Raw genomic sequence first — 15,897 nt, 5'->3', positions numbered from 1 at the left:
CTACCTTCCTACCTAACAAACGTTTGGTGGAAAGGTAGCTGATCCGCTCATGGGTGTCTCCACCACCGCCCCCGAAACGGGGATTTCCGTCGTCACGGTCGACTTCCCGCCCGTCAACGCGCTGCCCGTGAAGGGCTGGTACGAACTGGCCGACGCCGTACGCGCCGCCGGGCGCGACCCCGGTGTCCGCTGTGTCGTCCTGGCCGCCGAGGGGCGCGGCTTCAACGCCGGGGTCGACATCAAGGAGCTGCGGCGCGACCGGGGTCACAGCGCCCTCATCGGCGCCAACCGGGGCTGCTACGAGGCGTTCTCGGCGGTGTACGAGTGCGAGGTGCCGGTCGTCGCGGCGGTGCAGGGGCACTGCCTCGGCGGCGGCGTCGGCCTGGTCGGCAACGCGGACGCCGTCGTCGCCAGCGAGGACGCCACCTTCGGGCTGCCCGAGCTGGACCGGGGCGCGCTCGGCGCCGCCACCCATCTCGCCCGGCTGGTCCCCCAGCATCTGATGCGCGCGCTCTACTACACCTCGCGGACCGTCACGGCCCGCGAGCTGCACGCGCACGGCTCGGTCTGGAGGGTGGTCGAGCGCCCGGAACTGCCGTCCGCCGCACTGGAGTTGGCGCGCGAGATCGCCCGCAAGGACGGCACGCTCATCCGGCTGGCGAAGGCCGCCATCAACGGCATCGACCCCGTCGACGTCCACCGCAGCTACCGCTACGAGCAGGGCTTCACCTTCGAGGCCAACCTCAGCGGGGTCGCCGACCGGGTACGGGCGACCTTCGGCAGCGAGGAACAGGCGGGACCGGCATGACCGACAAGACCATGACGCCCGACGAGGTGGCGGCGCGGCTGCGCAGCGGCATGACCGTCGGCATCGGCGGCTGGGGCTCGCGCCGCAAGCCGATGGCGCTGGTCAGGGCGGTGCTGCGGTCCCCCGTCACGGATCTGACCGTCGTCTCGTACGGCGGTCCGGACGTCGGGGTGCTCGCCGCCGCCGGGCGCGTCCGCAAGCTGGTCGCCCCCTTCGCGACCCTCGACTCGATCCCGCTCGAACCGCACTTCCGCGCGGCCCGCGAGGCGGGCGCGTTCGAGCTGATGGAGGTCGACGAGGCGATGTTCATGTGGGGGCTGCACGCCGCCGCCAACCGGCTGCCGTTCCTGCCGGTACGGGCAGGGCTCGGCTCGGACGTCATGCGGGTCAACCCCGCACTGCGCACGGTCACTTCACCGTACGAAGACGGCGAGACCTTCGTCGCGATGCCCGCCCTGCGGCTGGACGCGGCCCTGGTCCACCTGAACCGCGCCGACCGGCTCGGCAACGCGCAGTACCTGGGCCCGGACCCGTACTTCGACGACCTGTTCTGCGAGGCCGCCGAGGAGGCGTACGTCTCCTGCGAACGCGTGGTGGACCCGGGCGGCTTCGCGGACGCCGCTCCCCAGACCCTCCTCGTCGCACGTCATTCGGTCACCGGTGTGGTGGAGACCCCGCACGGGGCGCACTTCACGTCCTGCGCGCCCGACTACGAGCGCGACGAGCCGTTCCAGAAGCTGTACGCGACCACGCCCTGGCCGGAGTTCGCCGCGCGCTTCCTCCCCGGCGACGGCGACGAGGAGAGCTACCAGTCGGCCGTCCGGACCTGGCACGAGGAGGTCCGGGTCCAGGCCCGGCAGGAGGGAGTCCGGTGATCAGCCGCGCCGAGTACTGCGTGATCGCCTGCGCCGAGGCCTGGCGGGGCGACGGTGAGGTGCTGGCCAGCCCGATGGGCCTGATCCCGTCGGTCGGCGCCCGCCTGGCACGCCTCACGTTCGCGCGCGACCTGCTGCTCACCGACGGCGAGGCGAGGCTCGTCACGACGGCCGGGGCGACCGAGGGCTGGCTCCCCTACCGCCGCCATCTGACCATGGTCACCGGCGGGCGGCGGCACGTGATGATGGGCGCGAGCCAGATCGACCGGTTCGGCAACCAGAACATCTCCTGCATCGGCGACTGGGCGGCCCCGACGCGCCAGCTGCTCGGGGTGCGCGGCGCACCGGTCAACACCCTCAACAATCCGGTGAGTTACTGGATCCCCCGCCATTCGCCCCGGGTCTTCGTCCCGGCGGTCGACATGGTGTGCGGCGTCGGCTACGACCGGGCGGCCGCCGCCGGGGCGCGCTACCACCGCATCCCCCGGGTCGTGAGCGACCTCGGCGTCTTCGACTTCGCCACGCCGGACCACTCGATGCGGCTGGCGTCGCTGCATCCGGGGGTGACGGTGGAGGAGGTGCGCTCGGCGACGGGTTTCTCGCTGTCGGTGGATGCCGAAGTCGCCTTCACGCGTGAACCCACCGCCGAGGAGCTGCGCTTGATACGGGACGTGCTCGACCCGGAGGGCCGTCGCGAGCGAGAGGTCCGGTCCGCGTGATGGAGACGGCGCTGACGGCCCTCGTCGGGGTGCGGCACCCGATCGTGCAGACCGGGATGGGCTGGGTGGCCGGGCCCCGCCTGGTGACGGCCACGGCCGAGGCGGGGGCGCTGGGCATTCTCGCCTCGGCGACGATGACCACGGACGCGCTGCGGGCTGCGGTACGGGAGGTCAAGTCCCGTACGGACGCGCCGTTCGGGGTCAATCTGCGGGCGGACGCGGGCGACGCGCGGGAGCGGGTGCGGATCATCGTGGAGGAGGGCGTGCGGGTGGCGTCCTTCGCGCTGGCCCCCTCTCGGGAGCTGATCGCCGAGCTGAAGGACGCGGGGGTGGTGGTCGTGCCGTCCGTCGGGGCGCGGCGGCACGCCGAGAAGGTCGCGGCGTGGGGCGCGGACGCGGTGATCGTGCAGGGCGGGGAGGGCGGCGGGCACACCGGCGAGGTGGCGACCACGGTCCTGCTGCCGCAGGTGGTGGACGCGGTGGACATCCCGGTGATCGCGGCCGGCGGCTTCTGCGACGGGCGCGGTCTGGTGGCGGCGCTGGCGTACGGGGCGGCGGGGGTCGCGATGGGCACGCGCTTCCTGCTCACCTCCGACTCTCCGGTGCCGGACGCGGTGAAGGCGCGGTATCTGGCGGCGGGGGTGGGGGATGTGACGGTGACGCGGGCGGTGGACGGGCTGCCGCACCGCATGCTCCGTACGGAGTTCGTCGCCTCGCTCGAACGGGCGGGGCGGTTGCGGGCGTTGACGCGTGCGGTGCGGCATGCGTCGGGGTTCCGCCGCTTGTCCGGGCTGACCTGGTCCCGGATGCTCCGGGACGGGGTCGCCATGCGGCGCGGCCATGACTTGACGTGGAGTCAGGTGCTGCTGGCGGCCAATGCTCCGATGCTGCTGAAGGCGGCGATGGTGGACGGGCGGGCGGAGTCCGGGGTGATGGCGTCCGGGCAGGTGGCGGGGGTGATTTCGGATCTGCCGAGCTGTGCGGAGTTGGTGGGGCGGGTGATGGGTGAGGCGTCCGCGATCCTGTCGGGTCTTTCCCCCACCCCGCCCCTTCCCTGAACCCTCCGGGGGTGGGTGGGGGTGGAGGCGGTTTCCCGGGGGCGGGGCCCCCGGACCCCTGGGCGGGGGCTGCGCCCCCTGCACCCCGCTTGGGGCTCCGCCCGGGACCCCGGCTGGGGTGAGTGGGTAGGTACGCGGGGCTGCGCCCCTGCACCCCGCTTCGTTCGGCTGCGGACCGTGCTGGGTTGCTCGCGCCCACGCGGCGGAGCCGCAAATCGACACAGCCCCGCGCCCCTAAGAGGGCCCTCCGGGCCCAATTTCGCTGCTCACGCCGATGCCCACGCCCGCAGGGAGGGCCCGAAGGGCCCATCTGAGGGGCGCGGGGAACTGCGCGACCAGCCACACACAACCCGCAGACAAACCACCGGCCCGCCTTTAGGGGCGCGGGGAACTGCGCGACCAGCCCCCACGCACCCGCAGGTGAACACGGAGCGGTCACGGGGTCCCGGGCGGAGCCCCAGGGGTTACGCCGTTGCGTTGCGGCGGCCGCCGCCCTGGGGGCGACCGCCGCGCCGGGGCGCGCCGCCCTGGCCCGCGCGACCGCCACCCTGGGTGCGGGCACCACCGGTACCGCTGGACGTACGGGCACCACCGGCGCCATTGGACGTGCGGGCACCACCGGTCGCACCGGACGTGCGGGCTCCGCCCGAGCGGGTGCCCCGGCTGCGGCCGCGGCCCGACGTGGACGGCGTCGGCTGCGGCGGGAGCTCGATCACGACCGGGACGCCGGACGGCTCGCGCGCGCCCGTGACCCGTACCAGCTCCTCGTCGCTCGACTTCACCGCAGCAGTCTGCGGACGGATCCCCGCGAACGACATGAGGCGGGTCATCTCGCGCTTCTGCTCCGGCAGGACCAGGGTGACGACGCTGCCCGACTCGCCCGCGCGGGCCGTGCGGCCGCCCCGGTGGAGGTAGTCCTTGTGGTCGGTGGGCGGGTCGACGTTGACGACCAGGTCGAGGTCGTCCACGTGGATGCCACGCGCCGCGACGTTCGTCGCGATCAGCGCGGTGACCTGGCCGTTCTTGAACTGCTCAAGCGTCCGGTTGCGCTGCGGCTGGGAGCGGCCGCCGTGCAGGCCCGCCGCCCGTACACCGCTCGCGAGCAGCCGCTTGACCAGCCGGTCCACGGAACGCTTGGTGTCCAGGAACATGATCACCCGGCCGTCGCGCGCCGCGATGCGCGCGGTGACGGCCTTCTTGTCGGTCTCGTCCTGGATGTAGAGGACGTGGTGTTCCATCGTGGTGACCGCGCCCGCCGACGGGTCCACCGAGTGGACGACCGGGTCGGTGAGGAACATCCGGACCAGGCGGTCGATGTTCTTGTCCAGGGTCGCCGAGAACAGCATCCGCTGGCCACCCGGCTCGACCTGCTTCAGCAGCGCCGTGACCTGCGGCATGAAGCCCATGTCGGCCATCTGGTCGGCCTCGTCGAGCACCGTCGTACGCACCTGGCCGAGCACGCAGTCGCCGCGCTCTATGAGGTCCTTGAGGCGGCCGGGCGTGGCCACCAGGACCTCGGCGCCGCGCCGCAGCGCGTTGGCCTGCTTGGTCAGGGAGAGACCGCCGACGACGGTGGTCAGGCGCAGGTTGACGGCGGTGGCGTACGGCGTGAGCGCGTCGGTGACCTGCTGGGCGAGCTCGCGTGTCGGCACGAGCACCAGCGCCAGCGGCGCCTTCGGCTCGGCGCGGTGTCCGGCCGTACGGGCCAGGAGGGCGAGTCCGAAGGCGAGCGTCTTGCCCGAGCCGGTGCGGCCCCGGCCCAGGATGTCGCGGCCCGCCAGCGAGTTCGGCAGGGTGGCGGCCTGGATCGGGAACGGCTCGGTGACCCCCTGCGCCGCGAGCGTCTTGAGCAGCGCCGCGGGCATGTCGAGGTCGGCGAAGGCGGCCACGGCGGGCAGCGCCGGGGTGACGGTCTCCGGCAGCGTGAATTCACCCTGCGGCTGTACGGTCCGGCCGCGCGCGGGCTTCGCGGCGGGCCTGCTGGAGCTGGAGCTGGGGCGCTTGCGGGAGGTCATGCGCGTCATACGGAGGGTGCCTTCCGGGGCCGGGGGACGGACAGCACGCAAGCCGGGACCCGCACCTGCGCGGTGCGGGTCCCGGCTAGCGGAATTCGCCGAAGATCAGGCGGGGATGATGTTCTCCGCCTGCAGGCCCTTCTGGCCCTGCGTGACCTCGAAGGAGACCTTCTGGCCCTCAAGGAGCTCACGGAAGCCGGAGGAGGCGATGTTCGAGTAGTGGGCGAAGACGTCCGGGCCGCCGCCGTCCTGCTCGATGAAGCCGAAGCCCTTTTCCGAGTTGAACCACTTCACGGTGCCAGTAGCCATGTCATTCTCCTGAATAGGTAGGGGCCCCATCCGGAGAAAGCCGGAAAAGAATTAATGCGCCTGAAGGAACATTCCCGTCAGGCGCACATAAAGTCTATGGGTACCAAAACTGCAACGGGGAAAACTTTACCACACCGCTCCGCCCTGGCCAGGGCAGGCGGTGTGGGCCGCGCCACTCCCCCGCCGGGGCGGCCTACAGCCGCTCGACGATCGTCACGTTCGCCTGTCCGCCGCCCTCGCACATCGTCTGGAGGCCGTAGCGGCCGCCGGTGCGCTCCAGCTCGTGCACCAGGGTGGTCATCAGCTTGGCGCCGGTGGCGCCCAGCGGGTGGCCGAGCGCGATGGCCCCGCCGTTGACGTTGACCTTCGCCGGGTCGGCGCCCGTCTCCTTCAGCCAGGCGAGCACCACCGGCGCGAACGCCTCATTGATCTCCACCAGGTCGATCGCGTCGATCGTCAGACCCGTCTTCTTCAGGGCGTACGCGGTCGCCGGGATCGGGGCCGACAGCATCCGAATGGGGTCCTCGCCGCGTACCGAGAGGTGGTGGACGCGGGCGCGCGGGGTCAGCCCGTGCTCCCGCAGCGCCCGCTCGCTCGCGAGCAGCAGCGCGGCCGCGCCGTCCGAGACCTGGGAGGAGCAGGCGGCGGTGATCGTTCCGCCGTCGACGACCGGCTTGAGCGCCGCCATCTTCTCCAGGTCCGTGTCGCGGCGCGGCCCCTCGTCCACGGTCACGTTCGCGTACGGCACGCTCTCGCGCGCGAAGCGGCCCTCGTCGATCGCGCGCAGCGCCCTCCGGTGCGAGCCGAGCGCGAATTCCTCCTGGTCGCGGCGGGTGATCCGCCAGTGCCGCGCGATCAGCTCGGCGCCGTGGAACTGGTCGACCGGCTGCCTCCCGTACCGCGCCCGCCAGCCCTCGGAGCCGGCGAACGGCCCCTCGGTCAGACCCAGCGGCACCGCCGCCTGCCGGGAGGCGTAGGCGATCGGGATCATCGACATGTTCTGGACGCCGCCCGCGACCACCAGGTCCTGGGTGCCGGAGAGGACCGCCTGGGCGGCGAAGTGCACGGCCTGCTGGGAGGAGCCGCACTGGCGGTCGACGGTCACGCCCGGCACCTCCTGCGGCAGCCCGGCCGCCAGCCACGCCGTCCGCGCGATGTCCCCGGCCTGCGGCCCGACCGCGTCGAGGCAGCCGAAGACGACGTCCTCGACGGCGGCCGGATCGATTCCGCAGCGCCGCATCAGCGCGCCGAGCACATGCGCTCCCAGATCCGCCGGATGGACGGCCGAGAGCCCGCCCCCGCGCCGCCCGACGGGCGTACGCACCGCTTCGACGATATAGGCCTCGGACATTCCAACTCCCTTGGAATTGAGGTGGGTTATTCGCGTACGGCGATTCCGTCCAGCACCATCGACAGATACTGGCGGGCGATTTCCTCCGGGCTGTGCTGTCCGCCCGGCCGGTACCAGGACGCGGCCACCCACACCGTGTCCCGGACGAACCGATAGGTGAGCCGGACGTCCAGGTCCGCCCGGAACGCCTTCGCGGCCACCCCGCGCTCCAGCGTCCCCAGCCACGCCCGCTCGAACTTGCGCTGCGAGTCGGCGAGGTAGCCGAAGCGGGGCTGGGCGGCGAGGTGGCGGGACTCCTTCTGGTAGATCGCGACGGCCGCCCGGTGCCGGTCGATCTCCCGGAACGACTCGGTGACCAGGGCTTCGATGGTCTCCCGGGGCCCGAGCCCGGCGGCGAGCACGGCGTCGTACCCCTCCCAGAGCTCGGTCAGGAAGGTGGAGAGGATCTCGTCGAGCATCGATTCCTTGGAATCGAAGTGGTAGTAGAGGCTGCCCGCGAGCATGCCGGCCTCGTCCGCGATCCGGCGGACGGTGGTGGCGTTGTAGCCCTGGGCCGCGAACACCTCGGCCGCGGTGGCGAGGAGTTCCCCGCGCCGCTCGGGCGAGGCGGTCACCTGCTGCTTCTTGTTGTTCGGCACGGGTCCATTGTCGTCCTGGGCGGCGTCAGGGGTGCTGGCTGCTGACCGCGACGACTTCGCCCGTCAGGTACGAGGAGTAGTCGCCGGCCAGGAAGACGATCACGTTCGCCACCTCCCACGGCTCGGCGTACCGCCCGAACGCCTCCTTGGCGGTCAGCTCCTGAAGGAGTTCGGCGCTGGCGACCTTCGCCAGGTGGGGGTGCATGGCGAGCGACGGCGCGACCGCGTTGACCCGTACTCCGTACGCGGCCGCCTCGATCGCCGCGCAGCGGGTGAGCGCCATGACGCCCGCCTTGGCGGCGGCGTAGTGGGCCTGCCCGGCCTGGGCGCGCCAGCCGACGACGGACGCGTTGTTGACGATCACGCCGCCGCGTCCGGCGTCGCGGAACGCGCGCAGGGCCGCCCTGGTGCAACGGAAGGTGCCGCCCAGGGTGACGTCGAGGACGCGGTCCCACTGCTCGTCGCTCATGTCGACGAGCTCGGCCGTGCCGCCCAGGCCCGCGTTGTTGACGACGACGTCGAGGCCGCCGTGCAGGCGCACGGCCTCGTCGAACAGGGCCCGCACCTGTGTCTCGTCGGTGACGTCGCAGGGCAGCGCGGCCACCGCGGCCGCGCCGAACTCGGCCGCGAGGGCCTGCTCGGTCTCCTTGAGGCGGCGGGCGTGCGCGTCGCCGAGCAGCACCCGGGCGCCCTCCTCCAGGAATCTGCGGGCGGTCGCGCCGCCGATCCCGGCCCCGGCGGCGGCGGTGACCACGGCGGTGCGGCCGTCGAGGAGGCCGTGCCCGGGCACGTACGGAACCTGGTTCCGAACCTTGTCGCCGGTGTTCCGAACCTTGTTGTCGGTCACGTCGGCAGGCTAACCTACCAAACACTTGTTAGGGAAGCTTCGGTCGGTCGGCCGCTGGGCGAAGGGGCGGGACGCGTCATGGACCTGGACCACACGGCCGAGGAGGACGCGTTGCGCGCCGAGGCGCGGGACTGGCTCGCCGCGCACGTTCCGGCCGAGCCGCTGCCGTCCCTGGAGACCGAGGAGGGCTTCGCGGCGCACCGGGCGTGGGAGGCCGAGCTGTCCGCCGACCGCTGGTCGGTCGTCTCCTGGCCCGAGCGGTACGGGGGCCGGGGCGCCGACATCTACGGATGGCTGGCGTTCGAGGAGGAGTACTACGCGGCGGGCGCGCCCGGCCGGGTCGGCCAGAACGGCATCAATCTGCTGGCACCGACGCTGTTCGACCACGGGACGCCCGAGCAGCGCGACCGGGTGCTGCCGGACATGGCGAGCGGCGCGGTGGTCTGGGCGCAGGCCTGGTCGGAACCGGAGGCCGGATCCGACCTGGCGGCGCTGCGGTCGCGGGCGGCGCGCACGGACGGGGGCTGGCTGCTCTCGGGCCAGAAGACCTGGTCGTCGCGGGCCGCGTTCGCCGACCGCGCGTTCGGGATCTTCCGTACGGACCCGGCGGCGCCCCGCCCCCACCAGGGCCTGACCTACCTGATGTTCGACCTCGCGGCGCCCGGTGTGACGGTCCGCCCGATCGCCCGCCTCGACGGGCGGCCCGCCTTCGCGGAGCTGTTCCTGGACGAGGTGTTCGTGCCCGACGAGGACGTCATCGGCGAGCCCGGCGACGGCTGGCGCATCGCGATGTCGACCACGGGCAACGAACGCGGCCTCACCCTGCGCTCCCCCGGCCGCTTCCTGGCCGCCGCCGACCGGCTCGTGCGGCTGTGGCGCGCGCACGGCTCGGACCCGGGCCTGCGGGACCGGGTGGCGGACGCGGTCGTCGGCGCCCGCGCCTACCAGCTCTTCACCCACGCCAACGCGTCCCGCTTCGCGGCGGGCGAGCGGATCGGCGCGGAGGCCAGCCTCAACAAGCTGTTCTGGTCGGAGTACGACATCGCGCTGCACGAGACGGCGCTCGAAGTTCTCGGCCCGGACGGCGAGTTGGCGGACGACGGGGGTGGCTGGGCCGAGGGGTACGTGTTCTCGCTCGCCGGGCCGATCTACGCCGGGACGAACGAGATCCAGCGGGACATCGTCGCCGAGCGCCTGCTCGGGCTGCCGAAGGGACGTCGCTGATGAGGTTCCTCCTCACCGCCGAACAGCGCGAGTTCGCCCGCTCGCTGGACGCGCTCCTGACGGCCTCGGACACCCCGGCGGTCGTACGCGCCTGGTCCACCGGGGACCACGGGCCGGGGCGTGCGCTGTGGTCGCGGCTCGCCGACGCGGGGGTGTTCGGGCTGGCCGCTCCGCAGGCGTACGACGGGATGGGGCTACGGCCGGTCGAACTGGTGGTGGCTTACGTGGAGTTGGGCCGCCATGCCGCGCCCGGGCCCGTGGTGGAGACCGCGGGGGCGAGCGCGCTCCTGGCGCGCCTCGCCGCACTGGGCGCCACCGGGCCGGCCGAGCGCCTGCTGCCGGGGCTCGTCTCGGGGAAGGCGGTGGCGACGCTCTCCCTGCCGGGGGGTGGGCCGTACGCGCTGGACGCGGACGCGGCGGGGGCGGTGCTGGTGGTGCGGGACGCCGAGCTGCGGCTCGCACCGGGGCACGGGCCGGTCCGCCCGTCCGCCGATCCGGCCCGGCGGCTCGCGCTCCCCTCCCCCGGAGGTGAACTCCTCGCCCGTGGACCCCGGTTGGCGGACGCCGTTCGGCACGCCGAGCTGTGGGCGCGGCTCGCGGCGGCGGCGCAGGCGGTCGGGGTGGCGGAGGAACTGCTGCGGCGGACGGTCGCGTACGTCAAGGAACGGACGCAGTTCGGTGTCCCGGTCGGGTCCTTCCAGGCCGTCAAGCACCGGCTCGCCGACACGCTCCTCGCGGTCGAGTTCGCCCGGCCGCTGCTGTACGGGGCCGCGGTCACCCTCGCCCCCGGAGATGTCGCGGGGGCGAAGGTGGCGGCGGGGTCGGCGGTGTACTCGGCGGCCCGGGCGGCGCTTCAGCTGCACGGGGCCGTCGGGTACACCCAGGAGCTCGACCTGTCGCTGTGGCTGCGCAAGGCCCGGCCGTTGCGGGACGCGTGGGGCTCCGCCCGGGTGTGCCGGGGGGATGTGCTGGCGCACCACGTGGGGTGAGGGGCGCTCCGCTGGAAGGGTGCGTGTTCGGGCTGCGGACCGTGCGGTGGGGGTCCCCCCTGCTCGAACGAAGTTGAGAGCGCCGCGCCTCCCCCTCACGCATCCTCCCTCGCAGGCTCCGTGCCGTTGCCTCGGCGGATGGTGCGCAGGGCCGCGCCGGGGCGCCAGGCGCGCATCACCACCTCCTCGTTCTCGATCCCGGTGCGGACCACCTCCGTCAGTTCCGCGCGGAAGAGGTGGAACGGCTCCGGGGGCTTCGTCACCTCCACGTAACGGGCCAGCGCCGCCGGGTCGGTGATCTCGATCGCCCTGCCGCTGACGCGGACGTCGCCGTCGGCCATCTCCGCGTCGGGCCCCGGGTTCGCCTGGACCGCGAAGCGGGGGTCGCGGCGCAGGTCGATGGCCTTGCGGGAGTTCGGCATCATGCCGAGCCACAGTTCGCCGGAGTGGATCTCGACCTCCAGACCGGTGACCCGCGGACTGCCGTCGGCCCGCAGCGTGGCGAGGACATGATGCTTGTACAGGAGGAAGCGGGTACGCACGGTCTCGGCGAACCGCGGCTCGGCCGCCTCGAACTCGGCCCAGCTCGATGTCTGTGATCCCATGCGTCCAGCTAACCGCAGTTACGGCTGACCCGCCCGGTCCTGGAACGCCGGCAGCGTGAGGATGCGCTCCTTCGCCGGGTCGTCCATCAGCTCCACCAGCGGCAGCACCAGCTCCCACAGATCGCGCTTGTCGACCTCGCGGGCCAGCGCGTCCAGGTCCGCGTCGGGCAGCGTGCCCGCCGCGTCCGCCACCGTCTTGCGGGAGTCCTCGGGCAGGAGGTCGAACAGCGGCAGGAACTGGGCCCACAGGCCGGTCGCGACCACCGCCGGGACCAGTCCCGTCAGGACCTCGGCGTCGCTGAGCGCGGGCAGGGCCGCGACCGTCCGGCGGTCCTCGTCCGGCAGCACCGCCACCAGCGGCAGCAGCGCCTCCCACAGGTCCTGGTCGGCCACCGTCCGTACCAGAGAGTCCAGTTGGTCCGGTGGCCTGTGCGCCGCCAGCGTCGCGATGCGGATGCGCTGCTCGCCGGTGACCGACGACGCGATCGCCAGCGCCTCGGGCCAGAGCCCGTCCGCCGCCGACGCCACCACCCGCTCCAGGCGGTCGTCGCCCATCAACTCGACGATGTGGGGCAGGTGTTGCGGTGAGTCGAGCGCGTAACCCGTCCTCAGTACCACCTCGTCGCTCACCTGTGGCAGGACCCGGTCCAGTACGGAGTCGGGCAGATGGGCCACGAAGCGGCCCATGGTGAGGTGGTCGCCGCGTTCGGCCAGCGCCACCGAGACGCGGACCAGCAGGCCCTCGTCGAGACCGGCGACGATTGACGGGATGCGGCGCGGGTCCAGATGCGCGCAGGACTCGGCGGTGAAGGCGACGGGCAGCTTGTCGATGATGTCGGCGGCGCGCGACGGCTCCAGCCTGCCCGCGACGGCCGCGGCGAGGCGCGGCCCGAGCGCCTTCTGCGAGATGGCCGCGGCGACCCCGGCCGGTACCAGTTTGGTGGCTCGGGCGATCCGGTCGAGCATGTCGGGGGCGTTGTCGAAGAGCGCGGCGACGGTCAGCTCGCGCAGCCGCCGTACGTCGTCGGCGGGGAGTTCCGCGAGGAACGCGAACTCGCCCGGGTCCCGGTCGAGCAGGCGGGCGATCTTCTCGGTCTCGGCGCGGGCCGGCAGCTTGTTCATGGACTCCCGCCCGCTCACTTGAAGAGGATGCGGCGGACGGGGCCACGGGCGAGGGCGGGGACGAGTTTCAGCGCTTCCTCAGCCGCCTCTTCGAGACCGGCGGCCCTCGCCGCCCGCTCGCCCCGCAACGCGTCGGCCAGCAGCGTGACCTGATCGTCCGCCAGCCCCCGCACCCCCTCCGGCGGGGGCGAGCCGAGCTCCGTACCCAGTCGTGACAGCGCTTGTGTGCTCACGGAACCTCCCGGTGACTTCGAGCGGCAGCGGCCCGGTCCCGAGAGTGGAGGGGATTTGACTTTTAGTCAATAGGCTTGGTCCACCGCTCCCTCAGCACCTGCTCGGCCGGTTTGCCGTGCGGGGTGTAGGCGAGCTTCGCCGGGGTCTCGCCGCTGTCCGGCCAGTCGTCCCACATCCACCAGCAGACCCCGGCCCACCAGTCGCGGCCCGCGAAGGTGTCCAGCAACGCCCGGTAGGCGGCGGCCTGTTCGTCCGAACCGTCCTTCTTGCTCACCGTCCAGGAGTACGGGGCCGTGGCGGTGCCGCGCTGGCTGGTGTAGCCCGCCTCGGTGAAGAGGATCTTGCGGTGCTGACGGCCGGAGAACGCGGCCAGCTCCCCCACGATCGGCTGCCAGGCGCGGCTCAGCGCCGCCGGGTCCGTGGTCGCCTTGGAGGCGAGCGGCCAGTAGGCGTCGATACCGATGACGTCGAGCTCCGGCCAGAAGGGGATCTTGGCGTACTCGTCGTAGTTGGCCGCGTAGGTGAGCGGCTTCTTGTACCGCGCGCGCACCGCTGTGATCACCTTGCGCCAGGCCGCCAAGTCGCCCGACACGCCCGCCAGTTCGGTGCCCACCGACAAGCGCTCGATGCCGGTGTCCTGCGCCAGGGTCGCGTAGTGGGTGATGAACTTCTCGTACGAGGCGAACCAGGCCGCCCGGTCGGCGGGGCGGATCTCCGCCCGGTCGGTGCCGTCCACCAGGTCCACATGCGGCTTGAGCATGACCTTGAGCCCGGCCTTGTGCGCCAGGTCCGTGATCCGGCGCAGGCTCGCGTCGCTCGCGGTCTCCTCGGTGGGATGCTGCTCGGAGTCCTTGGTGGTCCGCTGGTACCAGGTTGGCGTGAAAACGACCCAGCGCGCGCCGGTGCTCGCGATGTCCCGCAGATACGCCGGGGCGCGCGAGCTGGCGTAGTCGTCCACCGACCAGGACGGCAGGGTCATGCCGCGCACCCGCCCGTCGTCGCCCCCGGACCCGCTCGGGTTCGGGCCCGACCGGCTGGGACCGTCGTCCGAACCACCACCACCGCCGCCGCCCGAGCAGCCCGCGAGCAGCAGGGCGGCGGCCGCGGCGATGGCCGCGACCGCCTTGGTTCCGGTCCTGATCACAGCGCCGCGGGGCTGACGAAGGTGTAGCCGAGGGCCTTGATGCCGTCGACCGTGTCCTTCAGCGGCTGGAGCGGATAGTAGGGGTGGTAGAAGAAGCTCGCGATGCCGTCCCGGACCGCGAGGTTGGCCTTGGCGGACGCGACGAGGTCCGCGGGGAGCCGCGGCGGATGGTTGTTGAGTGCCACGGGTTCATAGTTCCCCAGATCCTCGGGAAGCACCTTCGTCCCGTACACATCGTTGACGACGTACGGGAAGAACTGGCCGATGAACCGGTTCGGGTCCGCCGTACCACCGCTGAGTGTCCCGGCGAAGTACAGCGAACGTTCCAGCCGCGCCGAGTAGTTCTGGCTGAAGACGCGGTAGTCCGTGGCCGACGCGGCGTAGTGCGGCGTGGTCCACAGCTGGGGGCGCGGCAGCCCGGCCGCGGCGAACGCGGCGAGCCCCGCGGTGACCCGGGACTGCGCCCAGAGGGTGGAGTCCTCGGCCACCGGCCCGTCGTACACGACGTTGTTCGCCGAGTCGATGTGCGCCCGGTAGAACTCGAAGTCGTCGCCCGTCACCCCGGTGTACGGGTTGTTGACGTTGCTGTACTGGTGCGTGTAGCCGTGCTCCATCAGCACCGCGCCACGCGCCAGCATGTAGTTGAGCGCGCTGACGACCTGCGGCTTCTGCGCCAGCGTCTCGGTCTGCGGGGTGCCGCCGTTGTAGACGCCGTTGGGGTCGGTGTAGACGGGGATGACGTTGATGCCGTACGGGATGTGCTGCGAGAAGAGGTAGTCCGCCATCGACCGCAGCTGGGTGGGGTCGGATTCGGGGCTGATGTCCTCCAGGCGCATCATCGCCCGGTGCCGGGTGGCGGTGGCGGGGGCCAGGGCGTCGAAGAGCATGTCCTCGAAGGCGATCACGCGGTCGCTCTCGGAGACGTAGCTGAACGGGATCTCACCGACGTAGGTGAGGTTCGCCGAGCGCACCGCCCACGGGAAGGTCGCCCCGCTCGCCGAGTCCAGTGCCGTGGCGACCGTGGTGACCGGCGGGTATCCCGCGCCGGTGAGGACGTTCGGGCGCAGGACGCCGCCGTCCTGGCCGGCCGGGATCTTCCGGGTGAGGGCCTGGCCGCCGTAGGTGACCTGGGTGACGTTGCCGATGGAACCGCTCGCGTCCGCGAAGTAGGACGTGGTCGGGTCCCAGCCGTACTTCTGGGTGAACTGCGGTACGCCGACGGCGTTCCCCATGTTCCAGATGTTGTCGCCGACCCAGATCACCGGCTTGGTGGCGGCCAGTACGTCCTGGTAGAAGGCGGCGGGCACGGCGTCCGGCAGATCGCCGCCGTAGTACGTGGAGCCGAGGTAGACGGCCGCCGTGTACTGGCCGAGCATGCCCGGGGTGTACTGCTGGACGGGCTTGGCGGTGACGGTGCCGAAGTGACCGCCGAGGTTCGCGGCCGCCATGGCGTACAGCTCGCCGAGGTAGCCGTAGGGGCCCGCGGTGTCGTAGAGCACCAGCGTGGACGTGGAGTCGGGTGTCTGGGCGAGGAGTTTGCCGACGGTGGAGGTCACCGTGTCGAGCAGGCCCGTCACCGGGGAGAGCAGGCCGTGCGGCGCCGCGCGGCGTGCCTGGTCCTTCGCGAGGTGGGTCCTCGCCCAGCCGGCGAGGCTCGCCCGGTTGACGTTCGCCACCGGTGCGACGCTCGCGGCGCCGGGCGGCGGGGTGTCGGTCGCGGCCGCGGAGGCCGCGACGGCGGTGCCCAGGAGCGCGGCGATCAGCAGGAACACCACGGAGAGCGGGCGCCGCCCCCGACGGCGCCCTTGGGACGTTCTTCTCAAGGATTTCATGTTTTCTTTCCCCCCTCTTGCCTCTTGCCATTCAGAGGCAGGCCAGGAGCCCGGGCCCGGGAATCCGCGGCCTAGGATCATGGTCGAATGAGACCCACGATTCTTCAGTCCGGCTGTAAAGGCTGTC

At 72.4% G+C, this 15,897-nt stretch carries 16 protein-coding genes; 6 read left to right on the top strand and 10 right to left on the bottom strand.

From position 1 onward, the window contains the following. Positions 1–49 precede the first annotated feature (49 nt). From ACGFRG_RS10815 to ACGFRG_RS10800, 4 genes are read left to right on the top strand one after another with little or no spacing between them, the layout of a single operon-like run. Entirely contained in the window at positions 50–808 is a 759-nt protein-coding gene (locus ACGFRG_RS10815) for an enoyl-CoA hydratase family protein (protein WP_393263136.1), read from the top strand. After that, positions 805–1,683 carry a CoA transferase subunit A gene (locus tag ACGFRG_RS10810; protein WP_393263134.1) on the top strand — a complete coding sequence of 293 codons (879 nt, stop codon included), beginning with the start codon at positions 805–807 and terminating at the stop codon, positions 1,681–1,683. Before ACGFRG_RS10815 ends, ACGFRG_RS10810 begins: the two co-directional genes overlap by 4 nt. Next, complete coding sequence (locus tag ACGFRG_RS10805; protein ID WP_393263132.1) at positions 1,680–2,402, top strand: CoA-transferase subunit beta; 723 nt, start codon at positions 1,680–1,682, stop codon at positions 2,400–2,402. The genes ACGFRG_RS10810 and ACGFRG_RS10805 overlap by 4 nt, the downstream gene beginning before the upstream one ends. Then, positions 2,402–3,460, top strand: a complete 1,059-nt coding sequence (locus tag ACGFRG_RS10800; protein WP_393263130.1) for an NAD(P)H-dependent flavin oxidoreductase — start codon at positions 2,402–2,404, stop codon at positions 3,458–3,460. The genes ACGFRG_RS10805 and ACGFRG_RS10800 overlap by 1 nt, the downstream gene beginning before the upstream one ends. A 464-nt stretch (positions 3,461–3,924) precedes the next feature. Here ACGFRG_RS10800 and ACGFRG_RS10795 read toward each other — a convergent pair whose 3' ends face one another. The 5 genes from ACGFRG_RS10795 to ACGFRG_RS10775 all read right to left on the bottom strand — a co-directional run bounded on the left by ACGFRG_RS10795 (position 3,925) and on the right by ACGFRG_RS10775 (position 8,620). Further along, positions 3,925–5,475 carry a DEAD/DEAH box helicase gene (locus tag ACGFRG_RS10795; protein WP_393263128.1) on the bottom strand — a complete coding sequence of 517 codons (1,551 nt, stop codon included), beginning with the start codon at positions 5,473–5,475 and terminating at the stop codon, positions 3,925–3,927. A gap of 105 nt (positions 5,476–5,580) precedes the next feature. Then, the gene (locus ACGFRG_RS10790; protein WP_030794464.1) at positions 5,581–5,784 is read right to left on the bottom strand and encodes a cold-shock protein; all 204 of its coding nucleotides are present in this window, start codon (positions 5,782–5,784) and stop codon (positions 5,581–5,583) included. A gap of 193 nt (positions 5,785–5,977) precedes the next feature. Next, entirely contained in the window at positions 5,978–7,135 is a 1,158-nt protein-coding gene (locus ACGFRG_RS10785; RefSeq protein WP_393263126.1) for an acetyl-CoA C-acetyltransferase, read from the bottom strand. Positions 7,136–7,161: 26 nt separating this feature from the next. Continuing rightward, positions 7,162–7,773: a TetR/AcrR family transcriptional regulator gene (locus ACGFRG_RS10780; RefSeq protein WP_361432812.1), complete on the bottom strand. Its 612-nt coding sequence runs from the start codon at positions 7,771–7,773 to the stop codon at positions 7,162–7,164. Between the two features lie 25 nt (positions 7,774–7,798). Further along, the gene (locus tag ACGFRG_RS10775) at positions 7,799–8,620 is read right to left on the bottom strand and encodes an SDR family oxidoreductase (protein ID WP_393263124.1); all 822 of its coding nucleotides are present in this window, start codon (positions 8,618–8,620) and stop codon (positions 7,799–7,801) included. A gap of 78 nt (positions 8,621–8,698) precedes the next feature. Between ACGFRG_RS10775 and ACGFRG_RS10770 the strand changes: the two genes are divergently transcribed. Together ACGFRG_RS10770 and ACGFRG_RS10765 are read left to right on the top strand one after the other, a co-directional pair. Further along, complete coding sequence (locus ACGFRG_RS10770; RefSeq protein ID WP_393263122.1) at positions 8,699–9,844, top strand: acyl-CoA dehydrogenase family protein; 1,146 nt, start codon at positions 8,699–8,701, stop codon at positions 9,842–9,844. Further along, positions 9,844–10,833, top strand: a complete 990-nt coding sequence (locus ACGFRG_RS10765) for an acyl-CoA dehydrogenase family protein (RefSeq protein WP_393263120.1) — start codon at positions 9,844–9,846, stop codon at positions 10,831–10,833. Before ACGFRG_RS10770 ends, ACGFRG_RS10765 begins: the two co-directional genes overlap by 1 nt. A gap of 95 nt (positions 10,834–10,928) precedes the next feature. On the opposite strand, the gene ACGFRG_RS10760 is transcribed toward ACGFRG_RS10765, so the two are convergent. The 5 genes from ACGFRG_RS10760 to ACGFRG_RS10740 all read right to left on the bottom strand — a co-directional run bounded on the left by ACGFRG_RS10760 (position 10,929) and on the right by ACGFRG_RS10740 (position 15,761). Beyond that, the gene (locus ACGFRG_RS10760; protein ID WP_361432804.1) at positions 10,929–11,438 is read right to left on the bottom strand and encodes a pyridoxamine 5'-phosphate oxidase family protein; all 510 of its coding nucleotides are present in this window, start codon (positions 11,436–11,438) and stop codon (positions 10,929–10,931) included. Between the two features lie 18 nt (positions 11,439–11,456). Next, positions 11,457–12,560: a hypothetical protein gene (locus ACGFRG_RS10755; protein WP_393263118.1), complete on the bottom strand. Its 1,104-nt coding sequence runs from the start codon at positions 12,558–12,560 to the stop codon at positions 11,457–11,459. 14 nt (positions 12,561–12,574) lie between these two features. Further along, the gene (locus tag ACGFRG_RS10750) at positions 12,575–12,793 is read right to left on the bottom strand and encodes a hypothetical protein (RefSeq protein ID WP_393263116.1); all 219 of its coding nucleotides are present in this window, start codon (positions 12,791–12,793) and stop codon (positions 12,575–12,577) included. Between the two features lie 62 nt (positions 12,794–12,855). After that, positions 12,856–13,938, bottom strand: a complete 1,083-nt coding sequence (locus tag ACGFRG_RS10745; RefSeq protein WP_393263114.1) for a glycoside hydrolase family 113 — start codon at positions 13,936–13,938, stop codon at positions 12,856–12,858. Then, entirely contained in the window at positions 13,935–15,761 is a 1,827-nt protein-coding gene (locus tag ACGFRG_RS10740) for a DUF2334 domain-containing protein (protein ID WP_393263112.1), read from the bottom strand. The genes ACGFRG_RS10745 and ACGFRG_RS10740 overlap by 4 nt, the downstream gene beginning before the upstream one ends. Positions 15,762–15,897 lie beyond the last annotated feature (136 nt).

The sequence above is a fragment of the Streptomyces sp. NPDC048696 genome (genome assembly GCF_043198895.1).
GTDB lineage: Bacteria > Actinomycetota > Actinomycetes > Streptomycetales > Streptomycetaceae > Streptomyces.
Note: the sequence above shows the minus strand (reverse complement) of the source record. Positions and strands in the feature narration are given on the sequence as shown.